Here is a 16587-nt window from a genome sequence, read left to right on the forward strand (position 1 = left end):
ACTCAGGAGGCGTCGCGCGCGCCCGGCAATAGAGGCGAACCCGCGGCCGCCCCCGGTGTGCCCAGGAAGGGCGCGCCGGGAGGCGTGCCCTGCTGCCACTGGGCCAGGGTGAGCGAGAGCCCCAGCGCCAGGATCACAGCGCCACCGGCAAAGCCGACCCAGGCGCCCCACGGCCGTCGCCCGGAGAGCGGCGCCAGCCGCCGTTGGGTCCACTCCCGCGCCAGCACGCTCGCCAGCGCCAGCGACGACACTGTCAGCGCCGTGCCCAGCGACATCGCCAGCACCGCCACCACACCCTTGCCGAACTGATCCAGCAGTGCCGAGGCGCCCAGCAGCAGCACCGCGCCGCTGCAGGGGCGAATGCCGATGGAGAGCACCGTCAGCGCCGCCGTGCCCCAGGCCTGGGCGCGCTGGGGTGAAACGTGATGGTCATGGCCACAGCCGCAGCCTGCACCGTGATCATGACCCGGTTCATGGGCGTCATGGGGGCCATGAGCATGAGCGGACGCCGCTCCAGGGGCGGCATGCCAGCGCCACAGCCGGCGCAGCGAGCGCCAGCACAGCCATAGCCCGACCAGCGCCACCATCACGAAGCTCGCCAGTTCCGCCTGATCGACGCTGGCCATCGCCTCGCGGGTCAGCCAGCCGAGCCCGAACACCAGCACCGCGACCAGGGCGATCGCCACCAGCCCCTGCAGCAGCGAGGCGAGCGCGGAGAGAGCGATAGCGCGCCGCCAGGCCCCACCCTGGGAGGCGAGATAGGTGCTCAGCACCACCTTGCCATGCCCCGGCCCGGCGGCGTGGAAGACGCCGTAGCCGAAGCTGACGCCGAGCAGCACGCTCCAGGTGGTAAACCCCGGAGCGCGGTCGATGGCGGTGATCGCCGCGGTCAGGGCGTGATAGAGATCGCGCTGCCACAGCACCACCTGCACCGCTGCCTGCTGCCACCAGCCGAGCCAATAGATCGTTCCGGCGGCGAGCAGCACGCCGCAAAGGGCCAGCGCCACGCTGCGCCAGGGGCTCAACCGGGGCATCGAATCTCTCCGGTTTCGGCGAAGAAGCGCCCCAGGTTGGGCTCGCCGGTGTCGGTCTTGTCGAGCATCGCCGCTTCCATCACCTTCTGCGGATCGGGTTTGGCCTTGACGATACGCGTGGTGCAACCGGGCGGTGCGCGATCCAGGGTGAGCGCCTCGGGTAAAGGCTGGGAACCGTCGGCGTTGGCCTCGTGGACCATCTCGATATAGTAGGTGGGGTCGAAGACCCGGTAGCGCAGCAGATGCCCGCCCAGCGCCACCGGCTGGGCCAGCGGCAGCACGAACTCGAACACCAGCCGCTCACCGTCGATCTCGGTGTTGGTGTCGACCACCTCGCCCTGGGCCAGCTCGCGGTTATCGAGATCGATCCAGGTCAGGTTGTGCTGGGTGGCGAGGTTGTTGCGGATCTCGCCACCCAGGGCATCCAGCCGCTCCGCCATGCTGCTGTCGTCATCGACGCTGGCCAGCTCCTCCATCACCACTTGGCTATAGAAGGGGTCCATGCGCCACTGCTGGCGCAGCGCCTCCAGTCGCCCTTGGGCATCGAACTCACCGCGCACGCTGATATCGACCCAGCCGTGAGGATGAGCCGAAGCCAGAGGCGCCCAGCCCAGCATGCTCAGCCCCAGGCCGATGCCCAGGCTCAGGCGCCAGCCCCGTTGCAGGCTCTGACCCAACAAACCCTGGCTCGACCCCAGTCGAGCCCGATGACGCTGATCTGCGTACGACTCGCGGTTCACGGCAGCAGCCCCAGGCGGCGCTGCACGTCGATGAACAGCGGATCGAGCGACACGGCGTCCAGCGGCTGGCCGCCGCGGCGACCGCTCAGGGTGAGATAGGTATCCCCGTTCTGCAGCACCAGCCCCGGCGGGCGCTGGCTGCCGCCGGTCACCTCGGCGTGTATCTCGTAGCCGCTGCGCGAGGCGAGCACCGCATCGATCTGGCGCAGGTCGCCGTCGGCCTGACGAATCACGAAGCCGCGCTCGGCGAGCATCGCCAGCGTCGCGCGCAGGGTGGCATCCTCGCTGGCGGTGACAGCGATACTGCGCGGCTGTGCCGGCGGGTTCACCGCGCAGCCGGCGAGCCCCAGCAGTAAAATCAGCGTCAGCGAAAGCCCACGGCGCGGGATACTAGGTAAGCGGGGACTCATGGGCTTGCTCCTGACGCGGCCGAGGCCGCCAGCTGGGACTCGATCGACTGGCGCAGCTGGGCGCAGAAGCCGGGCTGATTGTAGCTGCGGGCATCGATCAGATAGCCGTTGTGGTCGACCACCACCGAATCGCGGTCGACGTAGGTGGTCGCCTCGGGCGTGACCACCGAGACCCGCTCGATCTGCACCGGGTCGGTGTTGTAGCCACCGCCGAAACCCTGGAACAACCCCAGCGAGTAGCCGTGGCTACCGCCGAGGCCGAAGCCGCCCCAGAACCCGGTACGCCCGAAGGGGCTGTCGACCGCCCCCAGCCCGGGCTGGGCGGTACGCCGCTCGGCGCTGACCAGGCCCAGCTTGGCGTCGGTATCGAGCACTTGATAGCCCTGCTGCTCCAGCGCCTGACGGGTAGCGCGCAGACGCGCCAGGGTTTCCCCGGTGGCCGACCACTGACAGGCGGCGGGCAGTGAATCCGAGCGCGTGGCGGCGAGCGGCTCCGGCGCGGCCAGCGACTGACAGCCGCTGGTCAGCGCCACCACCGCGCCGACCACGAACCAGCCAGAGGGCCTGGGGCGCGTCGCGTGGGACAGCCGGTGACGCCAGGATGATGGTTTCATGGCACTCTCCTCGAGAGGCAACGGCGAACAGCGTGAGCATGACAGTTGGTCTGTCGTCGGTCCATGTCCATTAGGCTTTGCCTGAGAAAGTGTCCGCGCCCAGCCACCCACCGCGGGCGGGCCGTCGCCGCGGGCGGCGAACGGCGCTATGCTGGTCGCGCCGCCCTACCACGCCCAGGCCTGCACCCACGTCCGCACCCACGCCGTCAGCCATAGCCGAGGATTCGATGAAGATCGTCATTGCTCCCGACAGTTACAAGGACGCGCTCAGCGCCCGCGAGGCCGCTGCCGCCGTGGCCCGCGGCATTGCTCGCGAGTGGCCCGAAGCGAGCCTGCATGAGTGCCCCATGGGCGATGGCGGCGAAGGCACGCTGGATGCGCTGCTCGCGGCCACCGGCGCCGAGCGCCGCCGCACGCGGGTGCAGGATGCCCTGGGGCGCCCGGCAGAGGCGAGCTGGGGCTGGCTCGCCGAGTCGCGCACCGCCTTCATCGAACTGGCAGAAGCGAGCGGACTGCAGGCCCTGACCCGGGATGAACGCACCGCCCTGCACAGCACCACCCATGGGGTCGGCGAGCTGATCCTGGCCGCGCTGGACGCCGGCGCCCGTCACCTGGTACTGACCCTGGGCGGCAGCGCCACCAACGACGCCGGTGCCGGCATGCTGGTGGCCCTCGGCGCCCGCCTGCTGGACGAAGACGACCAGCCGCTGCCAGCGGGCGGCGCGGCCCTGGCGGCGCTGGCGACACTCGATCTCGCGGGCCTCGACCCGCGGCTGGCCTCGTTGACGGTTCAGACCGCCGTCGACGTCGATAACCCGCTGCTTGGCCCGCGCGGCGCCAGCGCCATCTTCGGCCCGCAGAAAGGCGCCAGCGACGCCGACGTCGAAAGCTTGGACGCCGCACTCGCCCACTTCGCCGACCACGCCGCCCGCGCCCTCGGCGAAGACCACCGCGAGCTGCCCGGTGCTGGCGCCGCCGGCGGCATGGGCTTCGCCGCCCGCGCCTTTCTGGGTGCGGAACTGCGCCCCGGGATCGAGCTGGTCATGGCGCAGGTGGGGTTCGACGCGCTGCTCGCCGACGCCGACTGGGTGATCACCGGCGAGGGCCAGCTCGACGGTCAGAGCCTCTCTGGCAAGACGCCGATCGGCATCGCCCGGCGCGCGCAGCAGCACGGGGTACCTAGCGTGGTGCTGGCAGGGCGTCTGGGCGAAGGCTGGCAGGCGGCCTTCGACCACGGCGTCACCGCCGCCTTCGCCCTCGCCGACGGGCCGCTCAGCCTCGAGGCCGCGCTGAACCGCTGCGCCGCCCTGCTGGAGGACAACGCCCGCAGCCTGGCACGCGTATGGCGCGCAAAAAGCGAGCGTCAGTGAAAGTGTTCGATTTTCCCCAGGCGATGTCTAAAAGTCAGATAGCCGCCGCCTATGCCGGCCATACTCAGGCTTGGCTGGGCAGCGACGACATGGCGACATACACTTTGGTCGCGCCCATCGCTTTTTAAGGAGGAATGTCATGTCGGATACCAATGCCATCGGTCTGCACGCATCCGCAGCCGAACAGCTCGCCGAGAAGCTCAACGCGCTGCTGGCCAACTACCAGATCTTCTATATGAACGTTCGCGGCTACCACTGGAACGTCAAGGGTGAGCAGTTCTTCGAGCTGCACGCCAAGTTCGAGGAGATCTACACCGACCTGCTGACCAAGGTCGACGAGGTCGCCGAGCGTATCCTGACCCTGGGCTATCAGCCGCTGCACGCCTACAGCGACTACTTCGCGGTATCGAAGATCCAGGAAGACACCAAGGTCTCCGACGGCAAGCAGTGCGTGCGCGGTCTGGTGACGGGTCTGCAGGTGCTGATCGAGCTTCAGCGAGACCTCCTCTCGCAGGCCAGCGACGCCGACGACGAGGGCACCGCCTCACTGGCCAGCGACTATATCCGCGAGCAGGAGAAGACGGTCTGGATGCTCAACGCCTATCTCGGCTGACGCGTTCAAGCTCTCTTGCGCTGCTGCCATCGATGCCGCCCTACGGGGCGGCATCGTCTTTTGGGCCCGGTTTATCTCGCCGATAGCCGAGTTTAATTAAACTTCGCCCTTGCCCCGCCGATGTTATGCGGTACCCACCATGAGCTTTGCCGAGCGGCAAGCTCGCGGCCCTCATCCCGCTCCGCGGAGGCACTGCATGTCCCTGGAAACTTCTGCTTCTGGCACCGACTCGATCACCGCACCGCCGCTGGAAGCGCTGTGGCAGGCGGTCAACCGCTCCCAGGCCGTGATCGAGTTCGATCTCGATGGCCACGTGCTCGACGCCAATGCGCGCTTTCTCGAGGCCATGGGCTATCGCCGCGACGAGGTCATCGGTCAGCACCACCGCCTGTTCTGCGACGAGCGCTACGCCCAGAGCCGCGCCTATCAGGAATTCTGGGGGCGCCTGGGGCGCGGCGAGTTCGTCAGCGGCGAGTTCAAGCGCCTCACCCGCCAGGGCGAAGAGATCTGGCTGCAGGCGACCTACAACCCGGTGCTCGATGGCGAGGGCAAGCCGCACAAGGTGATCAAGCTGGCCACGGACATCACCTTGCAGAAGCGCGCGGTCGCCGAGTACGAGGGCAAGGTCAAGGCGATCGATCGCGCCCAGGCGGTGATCGAGTTCGATCTCGACGGCCATGTGCTCACCGCCAACCAGCACTTCCTCGACACCGTGGGCTACACCCTGGAGGAGATCGAGGGTCGCCACCACGCGCTATTCTGCCAGCCGGACTACGCCAAGAGCGACGACTACCGCCAGTTCTGGGCGCGCCTGCGCCAGGGCGAGTTCTACAGCGGCGAGTTCCGCCGTCTCGACAAGCACGGCCGTGACATCTGGCTGCAGGCCACCTACAACCCGATCCTCGACGCCAGCGGACGCCCCTACAAGGTGGTCAAGTTCGCCCACGACGTCACCGCCGAGCGCCAGCGCAACGCCGAGTTCAAGGGCCGGATCAACGCCATCGACCGCGCCCAGGCGGTGATCGAGTTCGATCTCAAGGGCAATATTCTCGCCGCCAACCAGAACTTCCTCGACACGCTGGGCTATCACGCCGACGAGATCGAGGGCCAGCATCACCGCATGTTCTGTACACCCGACCATGTGGTCAGCCGCGAGTATCGCGACTTCTGGCTGGCGCTGAGTCGCGGTGAGCTGTTCGACGGCCGCTTCATGCGCCTGGGCAAGCATGGCCGCCGGGTCTGGATCCAGGCGACCTACAACCCGATCTTCGATGCCGACGGCAAGCCCTACAAGGTGATCAAGTTCGCCACCGACATCACCGCCGAGGTCGAGCTGGAAGAACACATCCAGGCCCAGACCGAGGCCATGAGCCAGTCGATCCATGCGCTCAACGCCTCCATCGCCTCGATCGCCGAGAACACCCAGTTGACCCGTTCGCTGGCCCGCGAGACCCAGCAGGAGGCCAATCGCGGCACCCAGTCGCTGAACGACTCGCGCGAGGCGATGGCGGCGATCCAGAAGTCTTCCGAGGATATCGATGCGATCGTCAAAGTGATCGGCGAGATTGCCTCCCAGACCAACCTGCTGGCGTTCAACGCCGCCATCGAGGCCGCCCGCGCCGGTGAGCACGGCCTGGGCTTCTCGGTGGTCGCCGACGAGGTGCGCAAGCTGGCCGAGAAGTCCGCCGACGCCACGCGCCAGATCAACCGTCTGCTGGGCGAGTCGCTCAAGCGCATCGACAGCGGCAACAGCGTGACCCAGCGCGCCACCGACTCCTTCGCACGCATCGTCGAGGGCGTGGCCCAGACCACCGACTCGATCGAGGAGATCGCCACCACCGCCAGCGCCCAGCTCGAGACCGCCAACCGGGTCGACGGCGCGATTCGTGAACTGGCGCGGGCGACCCGCGGCGAGGAGCGGGCCAGATTATGAGCGGGCAAATCTTCGGCATCCTGCGCGTCGGGGCCGCGGATGTCGCCCTCGATGCCCACGTGCTGCGCGAGGTGGTACGCCTGGAGCGGTTGCCGCCACCGCGCCCGCGAGCGCCGGCCTGGTCGCGGGGCACGCTGTCGCTGCGCGGCCAGCCGCTACCGCTGGTCGATCTGGCGCGGCTGCTGCAGCTCGATGATGATTCGCCTCTCGAGCCCCAGCGCGAGGGACGGCATGATCCCCAGGCCAGCTTCGTCGCCGTGGTGGCGCATCGCGGCGCGCGGTTCGGGCTGTGCGTGACTCAGATCGTCGACGTGATCGAGGTGGGGCCGCATCAGCAGCATGCGGTGAGCCAGGGCGACGGCTCCGCGCTGGCGCTGATGCCTTCGCTGATCGATCACCCGAGTCTGGCGCACCCGGCTTATCGGCTCGACCTGGATGCGCTGTTCGCGTTGGAAGAGATGGTCGCGGTGACACCGGCGGCGGCACGGACCGAGCACCAGTCGTCCGAGGCCTCGGGGTTGCCGACAGTCACCAGTGACGCCACGCCGACGCTGATCAACGCTCGGCGCTGGCTGATCGTGGAGAGCGGCGGCCAGGCACTGGCACTGGATACCGCGATCGTCGGCGAGGTCGCCAACTGCCCCGAGATCGAACCGCCGCCGATCGAGCTCGATGCCTACCTCGGCAACGTCACCCTGCGCGGTGCGCGGCTGCCGCTGTTCGACCCCGGCGAGTTGATCGGCCGCGCGCCCCAACGGGCGCGCCCCAGCTACATGGTAGTGCTCGATGGACCCGAGGGGCGTCTGGCACTGGCCCTGGAGCACGTCGCCGCGCTCAGCGCCGACGCCACCCTGTCACCGGCCGGACCAGGCCAGGCGGCGGCGGTGGCCGGGCTGGTCGTCGCGCCCTCGGGGCGCGATGCGCTGGCGCTCGATCACCGGGTGCTACTGTCGGCGCTCAATCTGAGTGCCCTGGCGCGCCTGCACGCGCGGCTCGACGGTGCCCAGGCAGGCAGCTCGGCCGCCGAGCATCGACCTCGGCAGCGCTTCGCGCTGGTGCGCTTCAACTGCGCGGGCGACTACACCACCCTGCTCGACCAGCTCGATGCCGTCGATACTGCCCCCACCGACTATCTCGCCAGCGGTGGCGACCCGCGCTTCGTTGGCGTGTGGCGCCGTCAGGGGCGCAGCGTAGCCCTGGTCGACCTGCGTCGTCTGCTGGGCCGCGACGCCTCGCGCCCGCCCCAGCACGTGCTGATCGCCGATAGCGGCCAGGGGCTGATCGGCTTTCTCACCGACGCGATGCAGCGCATCGATTACATCGAGGCAGCCGAGGAGAGCCTGGTGGTGCGCTGGCGCGGCGACATCGACCCCGAGGCCCCGGCGATCGAGCGCGCCAAGCGGCTGATCGCCCTCGGCAGCGGCGCGCACCACCAGGTGATGGCGATGATCTGTCTGCAGGGGCTGGCGATCGACCTGGCGGCGGGCAGCGCGGCGCCGACGAACGCCACCGAGTCCGTCTAGTCCGGCCCGCTTGCGTCCGAGCGGCCCGATATGCGGGCCGCGGCGGTGCTATCGGCGTCGCCGGTGCGCGTTGCGCCTGCGGCGTGATCGTTGGAATCGCCACCGATCACGCCATGCTCTCCTTCGCGGCTCGCGTCGGCGCCGGGCGCGGCGCGATCTAGCGCCGCCTCGTCGGCATCCGTCCCGGCCTCCCGGGTCAGGTGCTCGGGCAGCGCGCGCTTCATGCGTACGCCGAGCTTTTCCAGCGCCAGCGCCTGACCGACCAGGCTACCCTGGCCGGTGGCGAGCCGCCCCATGGCCTGATCGTAGCTGCCCCGGGCACGGCCCAGATGGCGCCCGACATCCTCGAGACTCGAGACGAAGCCCTGGAACTTGTCGAGCAGCTTGCCGGCACGCTCGGCGATATGGCGCGCGTTTTCGTTCTGGCGTTCCAGATTCCACAGGCTCGCCACGGTACGCAGACTGGCCAGCAGCGTGGTCGGGGTGACCACCACGATGTCGCGCGAGAAGGCGTCTTGGAACAGAGTGTCGTCGAACTGGAAAGCAACCGCGAAGGCCGGCTCGATGGGCATGAACAGGAACACGAAATCCGGCGAACGCAGCCCCGGCAGACGCGGGTAGTCGCGCCCCGCCAGGCCGTCGATATGCGCCCGGATCGCCTGCACGTGGGCGCGCAGCGCCTGCTCGCGCTCGGCATCGTCCTCGGCGTTGACGTAGCGCACGTAGGCGTTGAGTGAAACCTTGGCGTCGACGATCAGATGCTTGTCGTCGGGCAGGTAGATCACCGCGTCGGGGCGTTGACGGCCCTGATCGCCCTCGATCGAGACCTCGCGGCGATACTCGATGTCGCGGCGCAGCCCGGAGCGTTCGAGCACCGACTCCAGCATCACCTCGCCCCAGTTGCCCTGCATCTTCTTGTCGCCCTTGAGCGCCCGGGTCAGGTTGGCGGCCTCTTCGGTGATCTGACGGTTGAGAGTGGCGAGCTGGTCGATCTGCACCTTGAGCGTGGTGCGCTCGCGCACCTCCTCACCATGGATCTCCTCGAGCCGCTGGCGAAAGCCGCTGACCTGCTCGCGGAAGGGCTTGAGCAGCGCTTCGAGGCTGTCGCGGCTCTGGGCGCTGTAGGCGCGCTGACGCTCATCGAAGATCCGCCCCGCCAGCGCCTCGAACTCCTGCGCCAGGCGCGCCTTGGTCTGCTCCAGAAGCTCCAGGCGCTCGGCGTGCTGGCGCTGCTGCTGCTCGTTCAGGGTCTCGAGCCGACCATAGCGCTCGCGCAGATCGGCCAGACGCGCATTGAGGCTCTCCACCTGCTGGTCGCGCTGGGCCAACTGGCGCTTGAGCTCGGCCTCGCGCTCGCGCAGCTCGTCCTGCTGGGCATCGCTCTGGGCCAGCTCCTGTTCCAGGCGTTGGCACTGGCTCTCCGCCTCGCGCAGCCGTGCACCGAGCCCCTCTGCCCTCGCCCGCGTCTGGCGCCACTGCCATAGGGCGGCCCCGCCGGCCAGCGCCAGCACACCGGCCAGCCCCCAGGCGAGCGCCAGCGTATCCATGTTCATCGCGCGCTCCCTTTGCTCATGTGTTGCATGATTTTACCGCCGCCCGCCAGGGCCGGCTTGCACTCTCGCCCTCATGTTCCACACTGAGGGGTGGGCAACACGTGGACCGGGATGGCCCACGTGCCCACACACTCCATGACACATCACGACCAGGAGGTCACGATGGCTCAGCAACTCAACGGTAAACGCGTCGCCATTCTCGCCGCCGACGGCTTCGAGGAGTCCGAACTTGCCTCGCCCCGCGCCGCACTGCAAGGCCAGGGCGTGGAAACGCACGTCATCACCCCGGACGGCAAGGGCATTCGCGCGTGGGCCGAGACCGAGTGGGGTGACACCTACGAGGCCGACAAGGCACTCGATGCCGCCAACCCCAGCGACTATCACGCGCTGGTGCTGCCGGGCGGCCTGTTCAACCCGGACACCCTGCGCATCAACGACAAGGCGCTGGCCTTCGTCAAGGCGTTCTTCGAGGCCGGCAAGCCGGTCGCGGCGATCTGCCATGCGCCCTGGATCCTGATCAACGCCGGTGTGGTCGAGGGGCGCAAGCTCACCTCGGTGCCCTCGGTCGCGCAGGATCTGAAGAACGCCGGTGCCCACTGGGTGGACGAATCGGTGGTGGTCGACAGCGGCTTCGTCACCAGCCGCACACCGAAGGATCTCGACGCCTTCAACGCCAAGCTGCTCGAAGAGCTGGCCGAAGGCCGGCACAGCCAGCAGCACGCCTGAGCGTCATCCCGCACGAGACCGAACGCCCGCCGCCAGGCGGGCGTTTTCGTGTGCTTTGCGGGATCGCCCGAGGCTTCCCATACTCAAGGCACTCGATTCAGGAACCGCCAACCCGTGACTCACTCCACCTCTTCGCGCCGCCTGCCGCGCCTGTTCGTCAGCAAGCTGGCCCACTTCGCCAAGAAACTGGTACGCCTGTTCACGCGCCCTGTGCGCCGCGACAGCGGCCGCGGCGGGGTCGTGGTGCACCCGTTCCGCGGCTACGGCTCGCAGCGCGAAGCCTTCATCATGGGGCGCGTATTCCGCCAGCCCGGGCGCCTGCTGGCTTGGCAGGAGGGCGGCATGATGCAGGATCTGGTCGATATCGCCCGCCGCGTGGTGCGCCGCGGCATCGCCGAGGCGCAGGTCGACATCCGGCTCGGCGCCACCCACGCCTCGGTGACCACCGACCGTGACGGCTACTTCTACGCGCATATCGACATCACCCACAGCCTGCCCGGCGATGCGATCTGGCACACCGCCAAGCTGCAGGTACTCTCCGAAGCGGATGCGATCAGCACCGAGACCGAAGTCTATATCCCGCCGACCAGCACCGACCTGATCGTGATCAGCGACATCGACGACACCGTGATGTACACCGGGGTCGCCAACAAGCTCAAGATGCTCTATCGGCTGTTCGTCGAGAAGGCCGACCAGCGTACCGCCTTCCCCGGCGTCGCCGCGCTCTACCGCGCGCTCTACGGCGGTATCGAGGGCAATCGCAAGCGCCCCATGCTCTACGTCTCGCGCGGGCCCTGGAGCATCTACGAGATGCTCGAAGCGTTCTTCAACATGAACCGCATCCCGGTCGGGCCGATCCTGTTCCTGCGCGAGTGGGGCATGACCCTCAAGCGCCCGTGGCCGCGCAAGGCCGAGGAGCACAAGTCGAATGTGATCCGCAACATGCTGGCACTCTACGATGACCTGCCCTTCGTGCTGATCGGCGACAGCGGCCAGCACGACCCGGAGGTCTACACCGAGATCGTCAAGGCGCACCCGGAGCGGGTCCGCGCGATCTACATCCGCAAGGTGGACGACGACCCGGCGCGCGACGCCGCGATCGCAGCGCTGGCCGAGGAGCTGCGTCAGGCCGGCTGCGAGCTGGTGCTCGCCCGCGACAGCGTGGGCATGGCCGAACACGCCCACGCCAAGGGGCTGATTTCGGAGGAAGGATTGGATGCGGTACGCGCTGATACCCGCGCCCAGCAGCAGCGCGAGTGAGCCGCTGCGGCGGCGCGTTGACACCGCCGCCGAGTCGATTCGTCAGGCGTGGGGCGAACAGGCCGCCAGCGCCTCGATATCACCCGCGACGATGTGTTCCAGGTGTTGCGTGATCTTCTCGATGGGCCAGTCCCACCAGGCCAGCGCCTCGAGCCTGGCCACGTCTTCCGGCGCGAAGCGCTGCTTGATGGGTTTGGCCGGGTTGCCACCGACGATGGTGTAGGCCGGCACATCGGAGACCACCACGGCGCGCGAGGAGACGATGGCGCCATTGCCGATGGTGACCCCGGGCATGATCAGCGCGTCGTAACCGATCCAGACATCGTTGCCGATGACGGTATCACCCTTGAACGGCAGATCCCCCGCTTCGGGCATGACCTTTTCCCAGCCATTACCAAAGATCTGGAAGGGATATGTGGAGATGCCCGAAAGCTTGTGATTGGCCCCATTCATGATGAATGTCGCACCGCGCGCGATAGCGCAGAACTTGCCGATGACCAGCTTGTCGCCGATGAACGGGAAGTGATAGAGGACGTTGCGCTCGAAATCCTCCGGCGCCTCGGGATCGTCGTAATAGGTATAGTCGCCGACGACGATATTCGGATCCCGCACGGTATTCTTGATGAAGCAAACCTGCGGAAACCCCTTCATGGGGTGCTTGGTGTCTGGATTCGGACCGTTCAAGCTTTCTCCAACGAGTTTTTCCAGCGCGTTTCACCGAAGCGCTTCCCCAACGAGCTTCCCCAAAGCGCTTCCCCAAACCCTGGGGAGCAATCGCAGTCCGCCGCGGGGCGTCGAAGCGCGCTGTCGTAGTCAGGCCGGCGTCGCACCGCCGGCCCAAGGGCCCCTGCCCGGCAGCGGCTGATCAGGCCGCGCGGCCCGAGCCGATATCCGCCACCAGCGCCTTGAGCACCTGCCAGAACTCCTCGACCGAGGCGATTTCGGTGCGCTCGGTGGGTGAGTGGGCGCCGCGAATCACCGGGCCGAAGGAGATCATCTCCAGCTGCGGGTACTTGCTGCCGATGATGCCGCACTCGAGCCCGGCGTGGATCACCTTGACCGCCGGTTCCTGACCCAGCGTCTCCTGGTGCAGGCGCTTGAAGCGCGCCAGCAGCGCGCTGTCGGCACTCGGCGTCCAGCCAGGGTAGCCGTTCTCGACCCGGGTGCGCGCGCCGATCAGCCCGAACAGCGCGGTGAAGCGGTCGGCCAGATTTTGCGTGGCGCTATCGCGCAGCGAGCGCACCAGCGCGCAGAGGTGGAAACGCCCGTTCTCCAGCGTCACCACGCCGAGGTTGTTGGAGGTCTCGACCACGCCCGGTACTTCCACGCTCATGCGCTCGATGCCGTAGGGCGCAGCGTGCAGCGCCGCCACCAGCAGGTCGGTGGCGGTGTCGGTCAGCGCCTCGGCGTCGTCGCAGGAGAGCTCGCCCGGCGAGAGCGTCAGGCTGACGCCATCGTCGACGCCGGCCAGCTCATCGCGATAGAGCGCCTGCAGTTCGGCCAGGGTCGCTTCCAGTGCCGGCAGGTGGTTCTCGTTGACCACGATGGTGGCGAAGGCTTCCCGCGGCAGGGCGTTGCGCAGGGTGCCGCCATGGTAGTCGACCAGACGGATGTCATACGCCTCCAGCGCCCGCAGCGCGCGTACCAGCAGCCGGTTGGCGTTGCCGCGCTCCTTGTGGATATCGACCCCGGAGTGGCCGCCGACCAGGCCGGTGAGCGCCAGACGCCGCATCACCTCTTCCTCGTCGCAGCCGCGCATCGGCAGGTCGGCGTCGATCACCACGTCGGCGCCGCCGGCGCAGCCGATATAGACTTCGCCGCGATCCTCGGAGTCGAGGTTGAGCAGATAGCGCCCTTCGAGCCACCCCTCCTCGAGGCCCAGCGCGCCCTTCATGGACGTCTCTTCTTCCAGCGTGAACAGCGCCTCGATCGGACCGTGGGCGATGTCGTCGGTTTCCAGGATCGCCAGCGCAGCGGCCACGCCGAGACCATTGTCGGCGCCCAGGGTGGTGCCGCGGGCGTGCAGCCAGCCATCTTCGACGTAGGTGTCGAGCGGGTCGTTGAGAAAGTCATGCGGGCGGTCGGCGTTGGCCTGGGTGACCATGTCCAGATGCCCCTGGAGGATGATCCCCGGGACCGACTCGCAGCCGGGCGTGGCCGGCTTGCGGATGCGCAGGTTACCGCTGCTGTCGCGATCGTGAGCGAGCCCCTGGGCATCGGCCCACTGCTCCAGCGTTTCCACCAGCCGGGCTTCGTGCCCCGAGGGCCGCGGCGTGTTGCACAGGGTACGGAAATGCCGCCAGACGGGTTCGGGAGAGAGCGTTAACAGATGATCGTTCATGTCGATTCCGGCCTCGCCGACACCCGCAGGCGGCGGCAGGCTTGCAACGGTGATGGAAGAGAAAGGCCCGGCCCGCAGCGCGGCGGGCGGCCTGTTTCAGTGTGCCAACACCTTACTCGCCCGGCGCCGGCTTGACCATATCGCGGCCTTCACCGGCCGCCGCGAGCAGACCGCGGGCAAGCGCCCGGGCGCGCGCCTGGCGCCCGCGCCGGCCATCGTCCGAGAGACGGTCGTCATGGCCCTGGAACAGCGCCGCCACCGCGCTGGCAATGGCCGCCGGCGTGCCCAGCGCGGCGGCGACATCGCTGCCCTGCACGCTTTCCGCCGGGGTATCCGCCAGCGCCAACTCCGCACCCGGGGCAGGCTGGCGACGCCACCAGTCGAGCCAAGCCTGACGCAGCCAGGGCCGCACCAGGGCCAGCTCGCCCCCACCCTCCGCGAACCAGACCAGCCGCGCCCTGAGGGCGTTGGAGGCCGGCCCGGACTCGCCTTCCCAGAGCAGTGACGCCGCCACCTCGGGGTCGAGATCCCGTGCTGCCTGGCTGAGCAGATCCGGCAGCAGCAGACGGAAATCCGCCGCCATGGCGGCCAGCGTAGCTCGCGCCACAGGCGTCAGCCCCCGCCCCAGCATCAGCGCCGGCTCGCCGCTGGCCGCCTCGCGGGTCAACCCCAGGCGCAGGGTCACGAATCCGGCGTGGCGCCAGAAGGCGATCAGCCCCGGCTCGGCGCCGAAGCTCACACCGAGGCGCTCGATGCCTGCCGCCACGGCAGCTTCTTCCACCGCGGCGAGCAGCTGGCTGCCCACGCCACGGCGGCGCAGGGTGGGATGCACGGCGATGCGCATGAGCCGCCACCAGCGCGCGCACGCGGCGTCGAGATGGCCGCCATGAAAGGCCAGCGACTGCGCCATCAGGTGCCCCCGCGGGCGACGTCTGCCGTGGTGGATCTCCGCGGCCAGGGCGGCGTCGAAGCCCCCCTCCGGTTGGACCACGGCGATCGCCACCAGCGTCTCGCCCAGCATGACGGCCGGCAGCATGACCTCGGGGCCATCGAGCAGATGGCGCAGATCGCTGGGCGCGGTGCGGTAGTGGGCCTGTACCAGCAGCCCGAACGCCTGGGTCAGCAGCGTAGCATTCGCCGCCAGCGCCTCGCGGTCGAGCCAGACCACACGCACTGCGTGATGCTCGGCGCGGGCCGCCACCGTCTCGGCGCTCGCCGCCTCGGCATCGAGACACAGCAGATCCCGTGTCAGCGCCTCCAGCGGGTCGCCCTCGGCCCAGCGCACCGGTTCGCTCAGGCGCAGCCGCCGCCAGCCCGGCGTCAGCTGGTCGAGACGCTCGCGCAGGCGCACCTCGAAGCCGCGCCCGGTGCCTTCGTAGCCGTGCACCGTGGTGGCAAAGGCAAGCCGCGGAAAGCGTTCGAGCCAGCAGATCAGGCGGGCAGCGGGGATCGCCGCCGCTTCGTCCACCAGCAGGGTCGGCGGCGCGTGCGGGTCGATCTCTGCACCCTCGAGTGCGGGCAGCACCCGCTCCGGCGGCAGCCAGGTGACCTGCGCCGGCCGCCCCGCCAGGGTCAGAGTGAAGCCCGTCTCATCCACGCGGCCTTCTGGCAGCAGCGCCGCAAGGCGCGCGAACAGCGGCGCCACCGCCTCGCGGGTGGGCGCGCTCACCCAGAGTTGCCGCTCGCCCTGCTGCAGCCGGCGCGCCGCGGCGATCCCCAGGGCGGCGCTCTTGCCGCGTCCGCGGTCGGCGACCAGCACCAACGGCCGGCGCCGACGCAGCCGGGTCAGCCGCGCCACCGCCTCGGCCTGATCAGCGGTGAGACAGTCGGCGTCTCTGCTCGCCGGTGTCGGTGTCGGTGTCGATGTCTGCGCCTGTGCCGGTTTACCCGCCGATCGCGTCGGCGCGCCTGCCCGCGGTAGTAGCGCGTCGGGCTTCCACACCGCCATCGATTCCGCGGCCAGCAGCCCGCGCGCCACCCGGCGCAGATAGCGCGCCTTCAGTGTTTCCGCCGCGTGGGGCCACTGGGTCAGGCGGCGGTAGTCGGCGTCCCCCCGCCACGGCCCCGCCTCGGGCGTGAGCCAGTGTGCCGGGGTCAGCAGCACCAGCCAGCCGCCGGCGAGGACGGTGCCGCTGAGCGCGCCGAAGGCGTCGGGATCGAAACCGCCCTGGGGCGAAACGGCATCGATGACCACCAGGTCGTGCTCCTGGCCCAGCCGCGAGCGCGCCTTGGCCGCCGCGAGCCGGGGGATGCCGGGTGCGTTCTCGTTGACCGGGCCCAGCCACAGTGGCGTGCGCCAGTCGCCGGCGGCGATCCACTCGCTGGCTCGCGCCAGCGCCGTATCAGGGTCGGCGGCGATCCACAGCACCCCGCGCACCCGGCGGGCACGCAGCGCCTCACACTGCTCACGCAGCCACTCGGCCAGCGGGCTCACGTCTTTCTCCAAAGAGATCACCTATCCAAAGAGATC

The 16587-nt window shown here is 69.0% G+C and carries 14 protein-coding genes; 6 read left to right on the forward strand and 8 right to left on the reverse strand.

Annotation, left to right across the window (positions count from 1 at the left end):
- Positions 1 to 2: 2 nt before the first annotated feature.
- The 4 genes from J0A90_RS16020 to J0A90_RS16035 are packed head-to-tail and all read right to left on the reverse strand — an operon-like array spanning position 3 to position 2798.
- A complete protein-coding gene (locus J0A90_RS16020) occupies positions 3 to 1034 on the reverse strand; it encodes a nickel/cobalt transporter (protein WP_207034333.1) in 1032 nt (343 codons plus the stop codon).
- Positions 1022 to 1714 carry a DUF1007 family protein gene (locus tag J0A90_RS16025; protein ID WP_233076859.1) on the reverse strand — a complete coding sequence of 231 codons (693 nt, stop codon included), beginning with the start codon at positions 1712 to 1714 and terminating at the stop codon, positions 1022 to 1024. Before J0A90_RS16025 ends, J0A90_RS16020 begins: the two co-directional genes overlap by 13 nt.
- Positions 1715 to 1770: 56 nt before the next feature.
- The gene (locus J0A90_RS16030) at positions 1771 to 2184 is read right to left on the reverse strand and encodes a hypothetical protein (protein WP_207034335.1); all 414 of its coding nucleotides are present in this window, start codon (positions 2182 to 2184) and stop codon (positions 1771 to 1773) included.
- The gene (locus J0A90_RS16035) at positions 2181 to 2798 is read right to left on the reverse strand and encodes a hypothetical protein (RefSeq protein ID WP_207034337.1); all 618 of its coding nucleotides are present in this window, start codon (positions 2796 to 2798) and stop codon (positions 2181 to 2183) included. Before J0A90_RS16035 ends, J0A90_RS16030 begins: the two co-directional genes overlap by 4 nt.
- Before the next feature lie 227 nt (positions 2799 to 3025).
- On the opposite strand from J0A90_RS16035, the gene J0A90_RS16040 reads away from it, so the two are divergent.
- From J0A90_RS16040 to J0A90_RS16055, 4 genes are all read left to right on the forward strand, one after another.
- Positions 3026 to 4168, forward strand: coding sequence for a glycerate kinase (locus J0A90_RS16040; RefSeq protein ID WP_207034339.1), 1143 nt, complete (start codon positions 3026 to 3028; stop codon positions 4166 to 4168).
- Positions 4169 to 4307: 139 nt separating this feature from the next.
- Positions 4308 to 4781, forward strand: a complete 474-nt coding sequence (locus J0A90_RS16045) for a Dps family protein (RefSeq protein WP_035475788.1) — start codon at positions 4308 to 4310, stop codon at positions 4779 to 4781.
- Positions 4782 to 4977: 196 nt separating this feature from the next.
- Positions 4978 to 6714, forward strand: a complete 1737-nt coding sequence (locus J0A90_RS16050; protein ID WP_233076860.1) for a PAS domain-containing methyl-accepting chemotaxis protein — start codon at positions 4978 to 4980, stop codon at positions 6712 to 6714.
- The gene (locus tag J0A90_RS16055; RefSeq protein ID WP_207034347.1) at positions 6711 to 8237 is read left to right on the forward strand and encodes a chemotaxis protein CheW; all 1527 of its coding nucleotides are present in this window, start codon (positions 6711 to 6713) and stop codon (positions 8235 to 8237) included. Before J0A90_RS16050 ends, J0A90_RS16055 begins: the two co-directional genes overlap by 4 nt.
- Here the strand turns inward: J0A90_RS16055 and rmuC are convergent.
- Entirely contained in the window at positions 8234 to 9790 is a 1557-nt protein-coding gene (rmuC, locus tag J0A90_RS16060) for a DNA recombination protein RmuC (RefSeq protein ID WP_207034350.1), read from the reverse strand. The genes J0A90_RS16055 and rmuC overlap by 4 nt on opposite strands.
- 162 nt (positions 9791 to 9952) lie before the next feature.
- Here rmuC and J0A90_RS16065 point away from each other — a divergent pair, with 162 nt between their 5' ends.
- Together J0A90_RS16065 and J0A90_RS16070 are read left to right on the forward strand one after the other, a co-directional pair.
- A complete protein-coding gene (locus J0A90_RS16065) occupies positions 9953 to 10516 on the forward strand; it encodes a type 1 glutamine amidotransferase domain-containing protein (protein WP_106418683.1) in 564 nt (187 codons plus the stop codon).
- A 114-nt stretch (positions 10517 to 10630) separates the two neighbouring features.
- On the forward strand, positions 10631 to 11776 hold the full coding sequence (locus tag J0A90_RS16070; protein WP_233076861.1) for an App1 family protein: 1146 nt from the start codon (positions 10631 to 10633) through the stop codon (positions 11774 to 11776).
- Between the two features lie 42 nt (positions 11777 to 11818).
- Here J0A90_RS16070 and J0A90_RS16075 read toward each other — a convergent pair whose 3' ends face one another.
- The 3 genes from J0A90_RS16075 to J0A90_RS16085 all read right to left on the reverse strand — a co-directional run bounded on the left by J0A90_RS16075 (position 11819) and on the right by J0A90_RS16085 (position 16551).
- Positions 11819 to 12460 (reverse strand): Vat family streptogramin A O-acetyltransferase, encoded by a 642-nt coding sequence (locus J0A90_RS16075; protein ID WP_207034353.1) that lies wholly within the window; start codon positions 12458 to 12460, stop codon positions 11819 to 11821.
- A 181-nt stretch (positions 12461 to 12641) separates the two neighbouring features.
- Positions 12642 to 14117 carry an aminoacyl-histidine dipeptidase gene (locus J0A90_RS16080; protein WP_207034356.1) on the reverse strand — a complete coding sequence of 492 codons (1476 nt, stop codon included), beginning with the start codon at positions 14115 to 14117 and terminating at the stop codon, positions 12642 to 12644.
- Between the two features lie 112 nt (positions 14118 to 14229).
- Complete coding sequence (locus J0A90_RS16085) at positions 14230 to 16551, reverse strand: GNAT family N-acetyltransferase (RefSeq protein WP_207034359.1); 2322 nt, start codon at positions 16549 to 16551, stop codon at positions 14230 to 14232.
- Positions 16552 to 16587 lie beyond the last annotated feature (36 nt).

Source organism: Salinicola sp. DM10 (assembly GCF_017306975.2).
Classification (GTDB): Bacteria; Pseudomonadota; Gammaproteobacteria; order Pseudomonadales; family Halomonadaceae; genus Salinicola.

What these genes read in the sequence shown, in the direction of transcription:
- J0A90_RS16020 (WP_207034333.1), bottom strand. Translation starts at nt 1,034, where the DNA reads ATGCCCCGGTTGAGCCCCTGGCGCAGCGTGGCGCTGGCCCTTTGCGGC.
- J0A90_RS16030 (WP_207034335.1), bottom strand. Translation starts at nt 2,184, where the DNA reads ATGAGTCCCCGCTTACCTAGTATCCCGCGCCGTGGGCTTTCGCTGACG.
- J0A90_RS16035 (WP_207034337.1), bottom strand. Translation starts at nt 2,798, where the DNA reads ATGAAACCATCATCCTGGCGTCACCGGCTGTCCCACGCGACGCGCCCC.
- J0A90_RS16040 (WP_207034339.1), top strand. Translation starts at nt 3,026, where the DNA reads ATGAAGATCGTCATTGCTCCCGACAGTTACAAGGACGCGCTCAGCGCC.
- J0A90_RS16045 (WP_035475788.1), top strand. Translation starts at nt 4,308, where the DNA reads ATGTCGGATACCAATGCCATCGGTCTGCACGCATCCGCAGCCGAACAG.
- J0A90_RS16050 (WP_233076860.1), top strand. Translation starts at nt 4,978, where the DNA reads ATGTCCCTGGAAACTTCTGCTTCTGGCACCGACTCGATCACCGCACCG.
- J0A90_RS16055 (WP_207034347.1), top strand. Translation starts at nt 6,711, where the DNA reads ATGAGCGGGCAAATCTTCGGCATCCTGCGCGTCGGGGCCGCGGATGTC.
- rmuC (WP_207034350.1), bottom strand. Translation starts at nt 9,790, where the DNA reads ATGAACATGGATACGCTGGCGCTCGCCTGGGGGCTGGCCGGTGTGCTG.
- J0A90_RS16065 (WP_106418683.1), top strand. Translation starts at nt 9,953, where the DNA reads ATGGCTCAGCAACTCAACGGTAAACGCGTCGCCATTCTCGCCGCCGAC.
- J0A90_RS16080 (WP_207034356.1), bottom strand. Translation starts at nt 14,117, where the DNA reads ATGAACGATCATCTGTTAACGCTCTCTCCCGAACCCGTCTGGCGGCAT.